18 protein-coding genes are annotated in these 15,211 nt (G+C 71.5%); 7 read left to right on the top strand and 11 right to left on the bottom strand.

Going from position 1 to position 15,211, the window contains the following annotated elements:
- The first annotated feature begins 103 nt into the window (after positions 1 to 103).
- A complete protein-coding gene (locus I4I81_RS02505) occupies positions 104 to 499 on the top strand; it encodes a hypothetical protein (protein WP_218606369.1) in 396 nt (131 codons plus the stop codon).
- 11 nt (positions 500 to 510) lie between these two features.
- Here the strand turns inward: I4I81_RS02505 and I4I81_RS02500 are convergent, their stop codons facing one another.
- Complete coding sequence (locus tag I4I81_RS02500; protein ID WP_218606370.1) at positions 511 to 732, bottom strand: hypothetical protein; 222 nt, start codon at positions 730 to 732, stop codon at positions 511 to 513.
- 142 nt (positions 733 to 874) lie between these two features.
- Between I4I81_RS02500 and I4I81_RS02495 the strand changes: the two genes are divergently transcribed.
- Positions 875 to 2,026, top strand: a complete 1,152-nt coding sequence (locus I4I81_RS02495; RefSeq protein ID WP_218615773.1) for a 7TM domain-containing protein — start codon at positions 875 to 877, stop codon at positions 2,024 to 2,026.
- Between the two features lie 46 nt (positions 2,027 to 2,072).
- On the top strand, positions 2,073 to 2,828 hold the full coding sequence (locus I4I81_RS02490) for a DUF8692 domain-containing protein (protein WP_218605331.1): 756 nt from the start codon (positions 2,073 to 2,075) through the stop codon (positions 2,826 to 2,828).
- A gap of 175 nt (positions 2,829 to 3,003) precedes the next feature.
- Here the strand turns inward: I4I81_RS02490 and I4I81_RS02485 are convergent, their stop codons facing one another.
- The 5 genes from I4I81_RS02485 to I4I81_RS02465 form a co-directional block, all read right to left on the bottom strand.
- On the bottom strand, positions 3,004 to 3,201 hold the full coding sequence (locus I4I81_RS02485) for a hypothetical protein (RefSeq protein WP_218605332.1): 198 nt from the start codon (positions 3,199 to 3,201) through the stop codon (positions 3,004 to 3,006).
- Positions 3,198 to 4,559 carry a HAMP domain-containing sensor histidine kinase gene (locus I4I81_RS02480; protein ID WP_218605333.1) on the bottom strand — a complete coding sequence of 454 codons (1,362 nt, stop codon included), beginning with the start codon at positions 4,557 to 4,559 and terminating at the stop codon, positions 3,198 to 3,200. The genes I4I81_RS02485 and I4I81_RS02480 overlap by 4 nt, the downstream gene beginning before the upstream one ends.
- 9 nt (positions 4,560 to 4,568) lie before the next feature.
- Positions 4,569 to 5,282, bottom strand: a complete 714-nt coding sequence (locus I4I81_RS02475; RefSeq protein WP_218605337.1) for a response regulator — start codon at positions 5,280 to 5,282, stop codon at positions 4,569 to 4,571.
- Positions 5,279 to 5,491, bottom strand: coding sequence for a hypothetical protein (locus I4I81_RS02470; protein WP_218605334.1), 213 nt, complete (start codon positions 5,489 to 5,491; stop codon positions 5,279 to 5,281). Before I4I81_RS02470 ends, I4I81_RS02475 begins: the two co-directional genes overlap by 4 nt.
- A 100-nt stretch (positions 5,492 to 5,591) precedes the next feature.
- Positions 5,592 to 5,789 (bottom strand): CsbD family protein, encoded by a 198-nt coding sequence (locus tag I4I81_RS02465; protein WP_218605335.1) that lies wholly within the window; start codon positions 5,787 to 5,789, stop codon positions 5,592 to 5,594.
- 178 nt (positions 5,790 to 5,967) lie between these two features.
- Between I4I81_RS02465 and I4I81_RS02460 the strand changes: the two genes are divergently transcribed.
- Both I4I81_RS02460 and I4I81_RS02455 read left to right on the top strand, forming a co-directional pair.
- Entirely contained in the window at positions 5,968 to 6,231 is a 264-nt protein-coding gene (locus tag I4I81_RS02460) for a GlsB/YeaQ/YmgE family stress response membrane protein (protein ID WP_218605336.1), read from the top strand.
- 868 nt (positions 6,232 to 7,099) lie between these two features.
- Complete coding sequence (locus I4I81_RS02455; protein ID WP_218615772.1) at positions 7,100 to 8,011, top strand: NAD-dependent epimerase/dehydratase family protein; 912 nt, start codon at positions 7,100 to 7,102, stop codon at positions 8,009 to 8,011.
- A 243-nt stretch (positions 8,012 to 8,254) separates the two neighbouring features.
- Here I4I81_RS02455 and I4I81_RS02450 read toward each other — a convergent pair whose 3' ends face one another.
- From I4I81_RS02450 to I4I81_RS02430, 5 genes are all read right to left on the bottom strand, one after another.
- Positions 8,255 to 8,728, bottom strand: a complete 474-nt coding sequence (locus tag I4I81_RS02450) for a hypothetical protein (protein WP_218615771.1) — start codon at positions 8,726 to 8,728, stop codon at positions 8,255 to 8,257.
- A gap of 53 nt (positions 8,729 to 8,781) precedes the next feature.
- Positions 8,782 to 9,765 carry a catechol 2,3-dioxygenase gene (locus tag I4I81_RS02445; protein WP_218601395.1) on the bottom strand — a complete coding sequence of 328 codons (984 nt, stop codon included), beginning with the start codon at positions 9,763 to 9,765 and terminating at the stop codon, positions 8,782 to 8,784.
- A 153-nt stretch (positions 9,766 to 9,918) separates the two neighbouring features.
- Positions 9,919 to 10,497, bottom strand: coding sequence for a flavin reductase family protein (locus I4I81_RS02440; RefSeq protein ID WP_218615770.1), 579 nt, complete (start codon positions 10,495 to 10,497; stop codon positions 9,919 to 9,921).
- Between the two features lie 90 nt (positions 10,498 to 10,587).
- Positions 10,588 to 11,370 carry a FadR/GntR family transcriptional regulator gene (locus I4I81_RS02435; protein WP_218601397.1) on the bottom strand — a complete coding sequence of 261 codons (783 nt, stop codon included), beginning with the start codon at positions 11,368 to 11,370 and terminating at the stop codon, positions 10,588 to 10,590.
- Positions 11,371 to 11,467: 97 nt separating this feature from the next.
- Positions 11,468 to 13,045, bottom strand: coding sequence for a 4-hydroxyphenylacetate 3-hydroxylase family protein (locus I4I81_RS02430; RefSeq protein ID WP_226363701.1), 1,578 nt, complete (start codon positions 13,043 to 13,045; stop codon positions 11,468 to 11,470).
- A gap of 253 nt (positions 13,046 to 13,298) precedes the next feature.
- Here I4I81_RS02430 and I4I81_RS02425 point away from each other — a divergent pair, with 253 nt between their 5' ends.
- Positions 13,299 to 14,135 carry an alpha/beta fold hydrolase gene (locus I4I81_RS02425; RefSeq protein ID WP_225924463.1) on the top strand — a complete coding sequence of 279 codons (837 nt, stop codon included), beginning with the start codon at positions 13,299 to 13,301 and terminating at the stop codon, positions 14,133 to 14,135.
- 96 nt (positions 14,136 to 14,231) lie between these two features.
- Complete coding sequence (locus I4I81_RS02420) at positions 14,232 to 15,200, top strand: zinc-binding alcohol dehydrogenase family protein (RefSeq protein ID WP_218601419.1); 969 nt, start codon at positions 14,232 to 14,234, stop codon at positions 15,198 to 15,200.
- Positions 15,201 to 15,211: the final 11 nt, after the last annotated feature.

Below are 15,211 nucleotides of genomic sequence, written 5' to 3'. Positions count from 1 at the left end.
GGCACCACCGCAGCAACAGACCCGACGCCTAGGAGCACGCCGCGAGAGCCGTAGCGACCGTCAGTGATCGGAACCCACCGACCCGGCCGCCGTCACCCGCGACGTGCACCTCCGCTGCGTCGGGTCCCAGCGGCCCGACGAACCTGGCTCGGACCCCCGTGCAGCCTGGCCCGAGATCGAGGCGCTGGCGTTCCTCGTCGCCCCGGTCGACGTCGTGATCGAGGTCGACGGGGTCCGCACTCGGGAGCGGCTGCCCGCGGGCGTGTCGGCGACCCGGGCTCCGCTCGCACCGGGTGCCGTCGGAGCGGAGGCGGTGCGCGGCGGGGTCGTCGTGGCCACGGTGCGCTCCCCGTGGGAGGTCGGGGCGGCGCGGGAGGTGCAGGATCTCGGTTACCGGTTCACGGCGAGCACGGCACGGTGCCCGTACGGGTGCGACCGGACCGCCGGGCGGGTCGAGGTCCCTGTACCGCCTGCTCCGCCCGGCCTCGCCCGCTGCTGAGCCCCGATGGATCAGGGCCTGCTGAAGTCGCAGTCGCCGTCGTCGGCACAGCCGAGCCGGACGGTCTGGTCGGTCAGCGGTACGACCGGCGGCGGGGCGGTGGTCAGCAACGCGCCGCCGAGAGCCGTCCCGACCGGCACGGCGAGCACCGCCAGTGGCACGGCCAGCCGGGACCACAGCGTCCGGCGCGCGGGGCGCAGCAGGGAAGACGGCTCACGTGGGTACCGGTTCATGGTGACCATCGTGGTTCCCGCGCATGAAACGACGGCGCGGAGAAGATGAAGCGTCGATCATCTGACCCACGATGGGTGAAGGGTCGTTCATCCAATCCGCACGCCGCCCTCATGAGCCGTCCTTAACGTCGGCGCAGTGCTGATGTCGACTCCCCGCCCCCGCCTCCCTCGCCACCCCCGGACCCTGCCCGCCGCGGTCACTGCCCTGCTGGCCGTCGCCACCCTCACCGCTGCCGCACTGATCACCCTGCTGCTCCCCGGTGGACCGGACTCCGCAGGCCACCGCGCGGAGGTCGGCGAGGAGGAGCTGGTCCGGGTCACCGGCCCGGACGGGGCCGGGGCGGTAGTGCTCGCGCAGATCAGCACCGGGGTGGCCGGATCGTCGATCGACACCGACCTGGCCGACGAGCTGGGCCTGCCGCGCACCGACGCCGACCGCGTCACCGTCACCTCGGCGTACGGCGTACAGATCCGGGACCGCGTGCCCGCAACGGTGCAGCTCGCCGGACAGCCGCAGAGCACCCGGCTGGTCGCCGTCGACCTGCTACCGGGGGAACCGGTGCTGACGATCGGCCGATCCGAGCTGGGCGGCCTGCTCGTCCGTCCGGGGATGCGCCTGCTCTCCGAGCCCGGACCGGTGCGGGATGCGCCCGCGCTGGGGTCGCTCCTCACCTCCAGCACCGCGCTCGACGCCGTGCAGGTGCTCGCGCTCATCCCGGTCGCGGCGCTGCTCGTGGTGCTGCTGCGCACCCTGGTCGGGCTGCGCACGCTCGGCACCTTCTCCCCGGTCCTGCTGTCGCTGGGTTACACCCAGTCGGGGCTCGTGGTCGGGCTCGGATTGACGGCGATCCTGCTGGTCTCAGGGCTGGTGGCGGTACCGGTGCTCGCGGCCACCCGAATGCCCCGCATCGCGCGCCTGGCCGTGCTGGTCGGGATCGTGTCGGTCGTCCTGGTCGGCGTCACCCACCTGGCCGGCCCCGGGGTGGGTTCGGGCTGGAGCACCGCGCTGCCGGTCGTCGTGACCGCGGTGGTGGTCGAGCGGCTGTGCGAGGCCGGGGAGCTCGACGGGTGGGGACGTGCCGGAACTGAGGCGCTGCTCACCCTCGTGGTCGCGGTCGGGGTGACGCTGCTGCTGTTCGTCCCGGCGGTCGGCGACGTCGCTTCCGCACACCCGCTCGCGGTGGCCGTGGCCGCCGTGCTCGCCGCAGCGCTCACCGGCACCTACCGGGGCGCCCGCCTGCTGGACCGGTGGATTCGGCCCGTGGCCGATCGGGCCGAACCGGTCGTCGCGTAACCCCTCGATGCCCTTCATGTTCGCCCTCCGGCTACCGTCCGGCCACATGACGTCCACAGGCCCGTCACCCGGTCGGGTCGGCCGGACGCTGCTGGTCGCGGCCGTGACGGTTGCGGTCACCGTGGCCGTCCTCGCCGCCTTCGTCGTGCTCGCCGGCCTGCTCGATGTGCGGTTCGAGGACTTCAGCCGCGACCCGGCGACAGTGACCGGCGGGTCGTTCCACGCCGGCTACCTGTCGCAACTGTTCGTGCTGGGGTGGAACCTCGCTGCCGCGGTGGCCCTGTTCTCGGCCGCGGTCCTGCACCGGGTCGGGCACTCCGCGGGCGCCCGGTTGCTCGTGGCGGGTGGGGCCATCACCGCCGCGATGGCCCTGGACGATCTGCTGCTGCTACACGACGCCGTCTACCTCGCAATCGGCATCCCTGAGTCGCTCGTGTACCTGCTCTACGGCCTGGCGATCGGCGCCTTCACCATCGGTTTCCGCGGCCGGTTGGGCCCGGCGGTGCTGCTCGTCGGTGGTGCGGCCGTGATGTGGGGAGCGTCGGCGGTGATCGATCTGACCCTCGGGGGCGCGGGTGCGTCGTTCGTGTTGGAGGACGGGTCCAAGGTGGTGGGCGTCGCCCTGTGGTCGGTGATGCTCGTCCGTCAGTCCTATGCCGAGCTCGGCGTGCTCCTGCCGGCCGGCGACGACCCGGAGACCCGGTCCCGGCACCGTCGTCAGCCGATCCGTCGCCGGGCGGCCCCGCCCCGGCCAACGGGGAGTCCCGCTCACGCACAGGCGGGTCACCTGACGAACGACTGACGATCGGCGCGACCGGCGCCCGCGGCGGTCGCCGATCCACTAGAACTGGTGGTGGTGGCCGCCGGACCGTCGTTCCCGGGAGTGCGGTATCCGTGGACGGAAGCGGCTGGGGAGCCCGCCGAACCCACTGGACGCAGCTCCTGGTGACACCTGGGGAGAGGGGACGGTCCGGTGGTCATCCACCGGTCGGGGCCGGCGACATGGTGGCGTCGGGCGCCGGCGCCAGATCCTGGCGCTGGGTGACGGTCGGGACCGCCACCGGCGGGATCGGCGCGTCGGTGAGGGGAACCGGTTCGGGCTCGTCCCCCACACCGCAGCCGGCCACGGTGAGGCAGCCGAGCAGGACGAGGGCCGCGACGCGACGGGGCATCATGTGGCCTCCGGCAGTTCGACGACGAACCGGGCGCCACCGCCCGGACGGTCCTGCACGTCAACGGTGCCACCGTGCCGGGCGACGTGCTGGGCGACGAGCGCCAGCCCCAGGCCGGTCCCCACATCGTCACCTCGTCGTCCGGCCCGCAGACCACGGGTGAACCGCTCGAACACCTGTTCCCGCAGGTGCGCGGGCACACCGGGACCGGCGTCGTCCACCTCGACGCGGGCTCGTCCGGCGTGCCGGGTCACCCCGATCCGCACCGGCCCGCCGCCGTGGTGGTCGGCGTTGTCCAGCAGGTTCACGATGATCCGGTCGAGCCGCCTGCGGTCGCCCTGCACGAACACCGGCGACCCGTCGCGGTCGACGCCGGGCGTCGGCGCCGGCCGCACCGCGACGACGGCGCTGACGAGCTCGCCGAGGTCCAGGGTCTCGGTGGGATGGACGTCGTCGGACTCGTCCCGGGAGATCTCCAGCAGGTCGACGACCATCCGCTGGAAACGGTCGACCTCGCCGGTGAGCAGGTCCAGGGCCTGCCGGGCGGTGCCCCCGAACTCGTCCCGCCTGCGTTCCAGCACCGCCGCGGCGTTGGCCATGGTGGTGAGCGGGGACCGCAGCTCGTGGCTGACGTCCCCGGCGAACCGGATGTCGCGGCGCACCCGGCGCTCCAGGGCGTCGGCCGTGTCGTTGAACGACGAGGCCAACGGGGCGAGGTCGGGATCGGCACTCGCCGGAAGACGTGAGCCCAGATCCCCACCGGCGACGCGTGACGCCGCGTCGGTCAGCTCCGTGAGTGGGCGCAGCGCCCGTCGCGCGACCCAGGACCCGAGCGTGACGCCGAGCAGGACGCTGGTGGCCACACCGGCGATGAGCACACCGCTGAGGAAGCGGAAGGTGCGGTCGAGCTGAGGAAGCGGGTAGAGCTCGACGTAGGCCGAACCGTCGGTGGCGACCGGCATGGTGACCGCGATGACCAGTACGCCGTCGACCACCACCCGCTGCCGGGCCGGGAGTCCACCGTCGGCGAAGTCCATGAACGGCCCGGGCAGGGACTCCGGGTCGACCTGCCGACCGCTGGTGAGCCAGCCGTCCCCACGCCGGAGCAGGACGGTGGAGTCGGAATCGGTGGTGAGCCCGGCCAGGAGATCGCGCAGGCCTCCCGACCCGGCCCGGAGCGATGCCTCGACCAGCCGGACGTTGACCGTCGCCTGGACGACGGCGCTGTCCTCACGCTGACGCAGCATGTAGCCCGACGCGAGGTTCCAGGTCACCGTGGCCAGCGCACCCGTCAGCACCAGCGAGACCAGCCCGAACGCCACCGCCACCCGCCAGCGCAGGGACAGCTTGACGACACGCACACGGTCTCCTCAGTCGGCCTGGCCGATCTTGTACCCGCTCCCGCGGACGGTCAGTACACACCGCGGGTCGTCCGGATCGCGCTCGACCTTGCGGCGCAACCGCCGGATGTGGACGTCGAGCAGGCGGGTGTCGCCGAAGTAGTCGTACCCCCAGACCCGGCGCAGCAACTCCTCCCGGGTGACGACGCGCCCGGCCGCGGTGGCGAGTTCCAGCAGGAGGCCGAACTCGGTGCGGGTCAGGTGCACCGGCTTCCCGTCGCGCAGGACCAGCTGCTCGTCGGGTCGGACCTCGAGGTCGCCGACCCGCACAGCCGTCGCGCCGGCGCCCGGGCCCGGCTGCCTGCGACGCAGGAGCGCCCGGATCCGAGCGACGAGGACCGCGGCGACGAGAGGCTTGGTGACGTAGTCGTCGGCACCCGCCTCCAGGCCCGCGATGACGTCCCGGTGGTCGGTCCGCGCGGACACGATGATGATCGGCAGGTCGCCTCGGGCGCGCAGGGTCCGGCAGACGTCCAGGCCGTCGACGCCGGGCAGCATCAGGTCGAGCAGCACGACGTCGACCCGGGTGTCGGCCAGCGCGGCCAGCGCCGACTCCCCGTCGGGCGCCTCGACGACCTCGCAGCCCTCGTCAGCCAACGCCAGACCGAGCGCCTGCCGGATCCGGACGTCGTCCTCGACCAGCAGCAGGCGCGTCGGCGCGTCGGTCCTGCGGTCGGTACTCAGCGTCGGACCACGACCCAGCCGCGCAGTCGGTAGGACGCGAGACGGTGCAGCATCTCCGCGAAGGATCCGGCCGGGACCTGCCCCCGCAGTTCCCGCGCAGCGACCGAGACCTCACGACGGACGACGTCGGCCGGGACCAGATCGGAGAACTCTTCGGTGAGGCGGCGGACCACGTCGGACCGGTCGACGGTGGACGGTTGACCGGGCATGGGGCTCCCCTCGTCGTGCGACTCCTGCCGATACTGGCCGATCCGGGCCCGTCGCGCGCCTGACGCTTGTCTGACGATCGGTGCAGGCATCGTCCCTACGTCACTTGCCGGTCACCGCGTCCTTGACCTTCGACGCCGCATCCTTGACCTTCTCTCCCGCCTGCTTCAGCGCGCTCTCCCCCTGGTCGGCCTGGCCCTCCGCCCGGAGCTGGTCGTCGCCTGTGGCGTCACCGACTGCCTCTTTGCCCTTACCCGTCCACTCCTGGGCCTTGTTCTGGATCTTGTCGTCGGCTCCCACGGGACCTCCTCGTATCGGTGATGGGTCGACGTCGAAGTTAGGCCTGCGCCACCGTTCGCGCTGTCAGGACCGGGCTGGAGGACGGATCGTCAGGAGATCGTCAGGCGCGGGACCGTTGGCCGACGGCGGCACGGGGAAGTCCTGGAGAGCTCACCGAACTTCATCCCTAGGAGTAGTCATGATCGGATTCATCGTCGCCGGCCTCGTCATCGGTGCTCTCGCCCGGCTGATCAAGCCCGGCAAGCAGCGACTGAGCGTCGTCGCGACCCTCCTGCTCGGCCTGGCCGGATCGGTGATCGGCGGAGTGATCGCGAACCTGCTCGGCACCGGTGACATCTTCGAGCTCAACGTCCTCGGCTTCATCGTGGCCGTCGTCGCCGCGGTCGCACTGATCGGCGTCGCCGAGACCCTGAGCGGTCGCCGGGCCGTGAACCGGACCTGACGGCATCGATCACCCCCGGTGCGCCGTCCGGCACTGATCCGCGCAGATGGACTCATGTGCGGCGCCGACACCGGCTTCCTGCTTGAGTGGCCGGGACGTAGGGGTCGAGAGGAACCCTGTGCAGCCCCTACAGCAGGACCTCTACCGACGGGCGCGCTCAAACCCCGGCAAAGCGCGACGAGGTCGAACAGGTCCACGTCGCCTTGCTGGGTCAGGCCCGGGATGACGACGATCAAGGCGTCGGCCACACGAATCCGGTACTCCGGGCGGCCGCGATCCATCGCCTCCGCCACCAGAGCGTCGGATGCTGCTTCGGCCGCATCCGCTCTCGTCACTGAGATCCCGCCGGCCAGAGGATGCACGTTCTCCGCACCGGTGCTGAGCACGCCTACAGTGCAGGTGATGTCCATCCCCGCAGAATGACGGCTTCGGGGCGGACTGAGAGTTGCGGCGTCGGTGGTGCACCGCCGAGGGGGAAGTGACGGGGGCTGCGGCGATGACCCGTCGACCACGCATCGACCCACACTCACGTCCAGCAGCCGTGGTCGCTCCAGGCCGCCGAAACGGCACGATCGGCACGCCGTTCCAGCCCACGATCGGACAGACTCCCCCGGTGCTCGTGCGCCCCAGATGCGCCCCAAACGGCCGTTCGATCTTCATCTGCGCAGCTCAGAGGCCTACGACCCGCTCCACTACGACGTCTGATCGAGACGTTCCGCCGATCTCCTGATCAGCGCCGATCGGCGGTCGACCAGGTACCACGTCTTCTGAGGGGTGCCTGCGTCGACCGCCGTTCTCGTGCTCGCGTGGACCCGACCCCCGTCAGCCGGACATGCTCCGGCCCCCCGGGAGTGCTTGACTCGGCCTCATGAGGATCTTCTTCACCGGCGGCAGCGGCAAGGCCGGGCACCACGTCGCGCCCTACCTCGCCTCCCGCGGCCACCAGGTCACCAACGCCGACCTCACCCCGCTCGGCCACGACGACGTCACCGACCTGCGGGTGAACCTCACCGACGCCGGCGCGGTCTACTCGGCGCTGGCCGGCGTCCCGACCCAGGACGACTTCGACGCCCCCCGCCCCGAGCCGTACGGCGGGTCGGCCTACGACGCGGTCGTCCATTTCGCCGCGGTCCCCCGCCCCCTGCTCGCCTCCGACCAGGCCACCTACGCGACCAACGTCCTCGCGCACTACAACGTCCTGGAGGCCGCCACCGCCCTCGGCATCCGCAAGATCGTGTTCGCCTCGTCGGAGACGACCTACGGCGTCTGTTTCGGGCGCGGTGATCGCAAGCCCCTCTACGTCCCGGTCGACGAGGAGCACCCGGTCGTCCCCGAGGACTCCTACGCCATGTCGAAGGTCGCGGGCGAGGTGACCGCGCGGTCCTTCCACGCCCGCACCGGCGCCGACGTCTACGGACTGCGCATCAACAACGTCATCGAACCCCACGAGTACACCGAACTCTTCCCGGCCTTCCTCACCGACGCCGGCCTGCGCAGGCGCAACCTGTTCGCCTACATCGACACCCGCGACCTGGGGCAGCTGACGCTGCGCTGCCTGGAGACCGACGGGCTCGGCTACGAGGTCTTCAACGTCGCGAACGCCGACATGTCGGTCGCCGCCACCACGAGCGAGATCATCGACCGGTTCTACGGCGGTGTGGAGGTGCGGCGTCCGATGGGCCGCGACGAGACGTTCTACTGCATCGACAAGGCCCGCCGACTCCTCGGCTACGAGCCGCAGCACTCCTGGCGCGACGTGCTGCCCGACCCGGGCCTCTGACGGGCACCGGCCGTTGGACAGCGCCGGCGGGTCGCGACGGCAGGCCGCGAGCCGACTCCCGTTCGGTGGTGTCCGGGGGAGCGGCGGCCGTCGTCGCTCAGCTGCGGACGGGCGCGCGGATCGACGCACTCGTCGATCTCGCTCGCGACGGTGCCCACCGGTGCGGCGGAACGGGTCACCGCGCTGCTCTCGGTCCGGTCTCCGCACATCCGCTCGGATCGCGGCTCACGAACGCCGACGGCGTCACACCCGCCCAGCGCCGGAACGCGCGGGTGAAGGTGCCGACGTCGCGGAATCCACCGCGACCCCCACCGGTGTCCCCTCCAGCAGCGGCCGCCGCGCGAGCAGGAGGCGCTGCTCCCGGATGCAGCGCGCCGGCGAGTCCCCGTCCTCGGCGAACAGGGACTGCAGCAGGCGCAGGGAGATGTGGTGCTCGCGGGCGAGCCACCGGGGGTCAGCGAAGAGGCCGTCGCGACCGGCGTCGACGGGGCCGTGGCATCCGGCGGTCCGGTCCTGGAAGGACAGCACGGTCCCCCGACCGTTCGGCAGGTCGATCGGCGCGGCGGACCAGGCGATCGGCAGCAGGGAGCCGTCGCGACGGGTGGAGATCGGGCATCCGCAGACCGAGCCGGTCGCGCCGGCGGGAACGGCGGGGCGGGGGGCCCGCCCGGGTCTCAGGGCGCCCGACCAGCGCCGGAACGGCGGTCGACCGGGCATCACGTCTCCGACGCGACGCCGGCCCCGACCGCCGTTCTCGTGCTCGGGCGCCGTCAGGTGGCGACGTTGAAGAAGCTGTCCGGCAGCTGCCCGCCGTACCAGACGATGGCCTTCTCGATGTTCGCACCGTCCCAGATGATCGGCTGCCAGTCCGGGCCGTGGATCGGGTAGCCGCCGGAGAACAGCTCGACGCGGTTGCCGCCGGGCTCGAAGACGTAGATGAAGAACGCCTGCGTCAGGCCGTGCTTGCCGGGGCCCGCGTCGATCGGGGTGCCCTCCTCGACGAAGGTGTCCGCGGCCCGCAACAGGGTCTCCGGGGTGTCGAGGTAGTAGGCGATGTGGTGCAGGCGGCCGCGCTCGCCCATGCCGTCGCGCATGATCGCCAAGTCGTGGACCTGCGAGGTGACCGACATCCACACCCCGATGTCACCCTCCGGGGTGCGGGCGGCCTCGCGGAGCTTGAACCCGAGGACGTCGGTGTACCAGTCACGGGCCTCGTCGACGTCGCGGGCGGTGATGTTGAGGTGGTCGAGGCGACGCGCCCCGATCCCGGGGGTCGGGAACTTCACGCACTGGCTCAGCAGCGCGGACGGCGTGTCGGACTCGAAGCGTTCGAAGTCGTAGAACAGCTCGGTGCGGTGCCCGAACGGGCCGGTGAAGCTGAGGGTGTCGCCCTGGGCGAAGCGCGAGCCGCCGGCCTCCAGCTTGTGCTCGACGCCCTTGTCCCGGAACCGCCGCGCCCAGCCCTCGACCTGGTCGGGCTCGGCGACCTGCCACGCCATGTGCCCGAGACCGGGCTTCGGGCCCTCGGTGAGGATCGTGGAGTAGCGGGCCCACTCCCCCGCTCCGCGCAGGTACACCGACTGGCCCTCGCGGTGGGTCTCGTGCAGGCCCAGGACGCGGGTGAAGAAGTCCAGGGACTCGTTCGGCTTGGGGGTGAACACCTCGACGTGGTGCAGGTTGTGCACCCGTGGGGTGCTGACCTCCATGTACTCGCGGGTGTCGGGCTGGGTCTCGGGCTGGGTCACGGTGGTCACGTGGCCGTCTCCTTCCTGGGGCGGGTCGCAGTGGCCGGTGGGTCCGGGCTGCGCCTGCGGTGGGTCCGGTCGTGGTGCGGGCGTGCGGCATCGCCCGCCGCCCGATGGCCGGGCAGCGGTGGGATCCGTGGGAACGTGTGGGGTGTCGGGAGGTCAGATCCAGCCGGCGACGAACTCCCGGCTCAGCTCCTCCATGGCCTCGACCTGCAGGGGCAGGGCGATGGGCGTCGATCCGCGGGTGCTGCGCCCCGAGGAGTCCAGCCCCTCGCCGCGGCGGTGGAACGATCCGCCGTAGAACAGCAGGGGCTCGCTGTCCCGGATGGCGATGGCCTCGACGAGGCCGAGGTACAGCACGTGGTCGCCGCCGTCGTAGGAGCGCCACGGCGTGCACTCCAGGGTGGCGTGGGTATGGCGCAGCCGGGGGGCGTGGCGGCCGTGCTCCCACTCGATGACCGCGGCCTGGTCGGGGCGCCCGGCGAAGGTCATGGCCACCCCGATCTGGCGGGAGGAGAGGACGTTGACGGTGAAGGGCCGGTCCTGCAGCAGCGGGCACGCCCTGGACGTGCGGGCGAGGGACACCAGGATCAGCGGCGGATCGAGCGACACGGAGCTGAACGCGTTGACCGTGGCCCCACGGGGCTGGTCGTCGTGGGTGTAGCTGACCACGGTCACCCCGGTGGCGAACCGCCCGAGGCACGAGCGCAGCTGCCCGGGCTCGATCACCTCCGTCACGGTGTCCGGTGTGCCTGCTCCGGGCGTGGTCGGGCTCCCCATGGTGGCTCTCTCCCTCGTCGGACGAACCGGGTCGATGTGGACACGTCGTCAGCCGACGTCGTGCGTGGCGGTGCTGCCGGTGGGGCTCAGGTCGATGTGGACGACCGGGGACTTCTCCGGCTGGGCGATGCTGACCATGTCGACCCGGTGCAACCGGGTCGCGGTCTCCAGGCGCTTGCGGTCCTTCGCGCGGATGGCCTCGAGGATCTGCCCGTGCACCCGCAGGTTGTGGTCGATGGTCTCCTCGTGGCCGTCGGTCCAGACGGCCCGGACCAATGCGCCGGTCAGGACGGTGACCAGGCTGTCGTAGATCGAGGTCAGCACGGTGACGCGCGTCGAGGCGGCGATCGCCCGGTGGAACTCGACGTTGGCCTCGAAGAACCCGCGCGGGTCGCCCGCGGAGGTGGTCATGCGCTGCAGACCGCGCTCCATCGCGACGTGGTCGTGCGGGGTGGAGTGCTGCAGCGCGAGGTTGTTGAACATCTCCTCCAGCAGCATGCGGGACTCGAAGATCTCCAGCGGCGGGATGGTCAGACCCTGGAACCACAGGTCCAGCGCACCCAACCGGACACCGGGTGGCTGGTCGGCGGTGAACACGCCACCGCTCGGACCGGGCTTGACGGTGATCAGCTCCCGCTCCCGCAGCAGCCGCAGCGCCTCGTTCATCACGCCGGGGCTCACCTCGAACCGGCTGATCAGCTCGGTGCGCAGCCCGAGCCTGGTCCCGGCCGGGTGCCCGGAGCGCAGGATCTCCATCTCGATCCGGTCCGCGATGTCCTCGGCCCGCGAGGACGTCCCGCGCACCGCCTTCGGACCCGTCTCCCTGACCACGTGTGCCTCCCTGCCGCCGCATCCGTCAGCCCGTCCCGCGGGCCGTGCCGGCGCCAGTGTCTCGGGCGCCGGCACGGCCGCGGGCGCGTACCCGTCCTCAGCGACCGCTACCGCCGTTGTGCCGGACGTCGTCGTTGTCGACCAGGTCGGGCACGGTCCAGCCGTTCAGGTCGTACTCGGACATGCAGCGGTCGACCATCTCCTGGTAGCCGGCGATCTGACCGGTCTGCAGCTGGCCCAGGTAGGCCTCGATCCGCAGGTTCTCGTGGTTGCCGGAGTAGTTGCGCTCGTAGAGCTCGTGGCGCCCGCCGAACTCCGACCCGATCGCGTCCCAGATCAGCTTCATCAACTTGACCCGGTCCTCGGCCGACCGCCCGCCGGAGCCGCGCACGAACTGGTCGAGGTACGGGCGGAGCTCGGCGTTCTTCCAGTCCTCCGCGCTCGACGGCAGGTAGATCAGCGCGCTGGCGACGTCCTGCTCGAAGATCTCCTTCGCCCGCGGGTAGGCCTGGGTCATCATCAGCCGGTAGACCCCGGCGGAGTCCGGGTTGGGCACGTAGGTGCCGTCCGCCCACTGGGCGGGGTTGTCGACCATCGAGTCGACGCAGGCCCAGAACAGGTTGCGCAGGCAGACCAGCTCGCCCACCCGCGTCTGGACCCCGCGGAAACCCGACGTGCCCGTCATCTCCAGGGCCTTGGTGAGCAGCCCGACCAGGAAGTCGAACTTGACCGCCAGCCGCACACAGCCGTGCAGCATCGCCCGGAACACGAACCCGGACCCGGCGAAGAAGTTGTTGGCCTTGTCGACGTCGTAACAGAAGACGCTGTCCCACGGGACCAGTACGCGGTCCATGACCAGGATCGAGTCGTTCTCGTCGAGCCGGCTCGAGAGCGGGTAGTCGAACGGGCTGCCGTTGGTGGCGGCGTTGAGCTCGTAGGACTGGCGGCAGATCAGCTTCAGCCCGGGGGTGTTCATCGGGACCATGAAGATCGCCGAGAACTCCTTGGACTTCACCGGCAGCGGGCCGTAGTTGCCGACGAAGTTGTAGTGGGTCAGCACCGAGTTGGTGGCCACCACCTTCGCCCCGGACACGATCAGTCCCTCGTCGGTCTCCTCGACCACGCGCATGAACACGTCACCGGCCGCCTCCATCCCCAGATCCCGGTCGACCGGCGGGTTGATGATGGCGTGGTTGACGTAGAGCAGCCGCTCCTGCGCCTCGGCGTACCAGCGCTTCGCGTTCTCCTGGTACGGCGCGTAGAACTCGGTGTGCGAGCCCAGCGTCGACAGGAACGCCGCCTTGTAGTCGGGGCTGCGCCCGAGCCAGCCGTAGGTCATCCGGGCCCACGCGGCCGAACCCTCCGCTCCCGCGCGCAGCTCGGCCGGCGAGTAGGGCGCCTTGTAGAACGGGTGGGTGAACCCGCCGTTGCCGGTGTCGGTCGGCACCGCGAGGGTGCCCTCGTTCGCCGGGTCGTGCATGGCGTCGTAGAGCCGGGCGACCATCCGGGCGGTGTTGCGGAACGCCGGGTGCTCGGCGACGTTCTGCACCCGCTCACCGTGGATCCACACCTCTCGACCGTCGTCGAGGCTCTCCAGGTACTCCGCGCCGGTGAAGGGCCGACGGGAGTTCTCCCCCGCGGTCGCGGCGGACGTCTCGCTGATCGTCTGCGTCACTGCAGCACTTCCTTCGTGGGAGATCGACGTCCCGCCGGGTCGGACCTGATCCGACGAGGCCGGGGACGGGCTGGAAGGTTTGTGATTCTGCATGAAGGTAACGCGCACCGCGCTCAGCGTCAACGGGGCATCTACCTGCGGATCGGTGGACCAAGCGCTCTGGGTCACACCTTCTACGTAGCGAATGTTCTTGCTACTGTTCGAGCGAACCGGGGGTGGTGTCGCGCCCCGAACCACGAACGAGAGGTCAGTGATGACCCAGACCGTGACCGAGGCGGACCCGGAGATCGGCCGGAGCATCCAGGCGGCCGGGATCCGCACGAACTACCACGACCAGGGCACCGGAGCGCCGGTGCTGCTGGTGCACGGGTCCGGTCCCGGTGTCTCGGCCTGGGCCAACTGGCGCGGGGTCCTGCCCGCCCTGTCGACCGAGCGGCGGGTGATCGCGCCGGACGTCGTCGGCTTCGGCTACACCGACCACCCGACCGGCTTCGAGTTCACCCGGCAGGCGTGGGTCGACCATCTCGTCGGCCTGCTCGACGCCCTGGACCTGCCGACGGTCTCCGTCGTCGGCAACAGCTTCGGCGGCGCGCTGGCGCTCTGGCTCGCCGACCGCCACCCCGACCGCGTCGACCGGCTCGTGCTCATGGGCAGCGCCGGCACCCGTTTCCCGCTCACCCCCGGCCTGGACGCCGTCTGGGGCTACGAGCCCTCGGTCGAGAACATGGCCGCCCTGCTCGAACTGTTCGCCTACGACCGGTCGTTGCTCGGACCCGACCTCGCGCGGCTGCGCTACGAGGCCTCGATCCGCCCCGGCGTCCACGAGTCCTACTCCGCGATGTTCCCCGCACCCCGCCAGGACGGCGTCGACGCCCTCGCCCTGCCCGACGCGTCGTTGCGGGCGATCCGACACGACACCCTCGTCGTGCACGGCCGCGACGACCGCGTCATCCCCCTGTCCTCCTCGATTCGCCTGAACGAGCTGATCCCCCGCTCACAGCTCCACGTGTTCAACCGGTGCGGGCACTGGACACAGATCGAGAAGGGCGCCGAGTTCGTGCACCTGCTCCGCGGTTTCCTACCCGCCTGATCCCTGCCGGGCGAGCCGGAATCATCACCGTCGGATCTCCGTTACGCGGGGTACCGATCCGGAGGAGCCCCGATGACCGTCGCCGTCCCGGCCACCATGCGCGCCGTCGTGCTCGACGGACCCGGGCCGCCCGCGGCGTTGCAGGTCAGGACGATCCCCGTCCCGCACCCCGCACCCGGCTGGGTGCTGATCCGCGTGACGGCGTCCGGCCTCAACCGCTCCGAACTGCACACCCGCCTCGGTCTCGGCGAGGGCGTCACCTTCCCGCGGGTTCCCGGCATCGAGGCGACCGGAGTCGTCGCCGTCTGCCCCGGCGGCGAGTTCGATCCCGGTCAGCAGGTCGCGGCCATGATGGGTGGTATGGGCCGCACGTTCGACGGTGGCTACGCCGAGTACACCTGCGTGCCGGCGACCCAGGTCATCGCCTTCCGCAGCGACCTCGACGCCGCCACCCTCGGAGCGGTCCCCGAGATGCTCCAGACCGCGTACGGCGCCCTCACCGTCGGGCTCGACGCCCAGCCCGGACAGACGTTGCTGATCCGCGGCGGGACGTCGTCGATCGGGCTGGCTGCCGCCGTCCTGGCCAAGCGGCGCGGCCTGGCGGTCCTGGCGACCACCCGCGACCTGGGCCGGGCCGACGTGCTGCACCGCGCCGGGGTCGACCACGCCGTACTCGACGACGGCGCCGTCGCCGCGCGGGTCCGCGCGATCGTGCCGGACGGCGTCGACGTCGCCCTCGAGCTCGTCGGCACCCCGACGCTGCCCGACACGCTCGCCGCGACGCGCGTCCACGGCGTGGTCTGCTTCGCGGGAATGCTGTCCAACCGCTGGACCGTCCCCGACTTCTACCCCATCGAGTACCTGCCCCGCGGCGTCCGCCTCTCCGCCTACGGCGGCGACGCCTCCGACCTCCCGCCCGCCGTGCTGCAGGAGTTCCTCGACGACGTCGCAGGCGGCCGCGCCGTGGTGCCCCTGGACCGCACCTTCGACCTCGACGGCATCGTCGAGGCGCACACCCTCATGGAGCACGGCGGCACCGCGGGCAAGCTCGTCGTCGTTCCCTGATCCCCCGTTCC

The organism is Pseudonocardia abyssalis, from assembly GCF_019263705.2.
Lineage (GTDB): Bacteria > Actinomycetota > Actinomycetes > Mycobacteriales > Pseudonocardiaceae > Pseudonocardia > Pseudonocardia abyssalis.
The sequence above is the reverse complement of the archived record's forward strand: the minus strand, read 5'-3'. Positions and strand labels throughout refer to the sequence as shown.

What these genes read in the sequence shown, in the direction of transcription:
- I4I81_RS02470 (WP_218605334.1), bottom strand. Translation starts at nt 5,491, where the DNA reads ATGCCCGGTCAACCGTCCACCGTCGACCGGTCCGACGTGGTCCGCCGC.
- I4I81_RS02500 (WP_218606370.1), bottom strand. Translation starts at nt 732, where the DNA reads ATGAACCGGTACCCACGTGAGCCGTCTTCCCTGCTGCGCCCCGCGCGC.
- I4I81_RS02485 (WP_218605332.1), bottom strand. Translation starts at nt 3,201, where the DNA reads ATGATGCCCCGTCGCGTCGCGGCCCTCGTCCTGCTCGGCTGCCTCACC.
- I4I81_RS02490 (WP_218605331.1), top strand. Translation starts at nt 2,073, where the DNA reads ATGACGTCCACAGGCCCGTCACCCGGTCGGGTCGGCCGGACGCTGCTG.
- I4I81_RS02450 (WP_218615771.1), bottom strand. Translation starts at nt 8,728, where the DNA reads ATGCCCGGTCGACCGCCGTTCCGGCGCTGGTCGGGCGCCCTGAGACCC.
- I4I81_RS02420 (WP_218601419.1), top strand. Translation starts at nt 14,232, where the DNA reads ATGCGCGCCGTCGTGCTCGACGGACCCGGGCCGCCCGCGGCGTTGCAG.
- I4I81_RS02425 (WP_225924463.1), top strand. Translation starts at nt 13,299, where the DNA reads ATGACCCAGACCGTGACCGAGGCGGACCCGGAGATCGGCCGGAGCATC.
- I4I81_RS02455 (WP_218615772.1), top strand. Translation starts at nt 7,100, where the DNA reads ATGAGGATCTTCTTCACCGGCGGCAGCGGCAAGGCCGGGCACCACGTC.
- I4I81_RS02495 (WP_218615773.1), top strand. Translation starts at nt 875, where the DNA reads ATGTCGACTCCCCGCCCCCGCCTCCCTCGCCACCCCCGGACCCTGCCC.
- I4I81_RS02460 (WP_218605336.1), top strand. Translation starts at nt 5,968, where the DNA reads ATGATCGGATTCATCGTCGCCGGCCTCGTCATCGGTGCTCTCGCCCGG.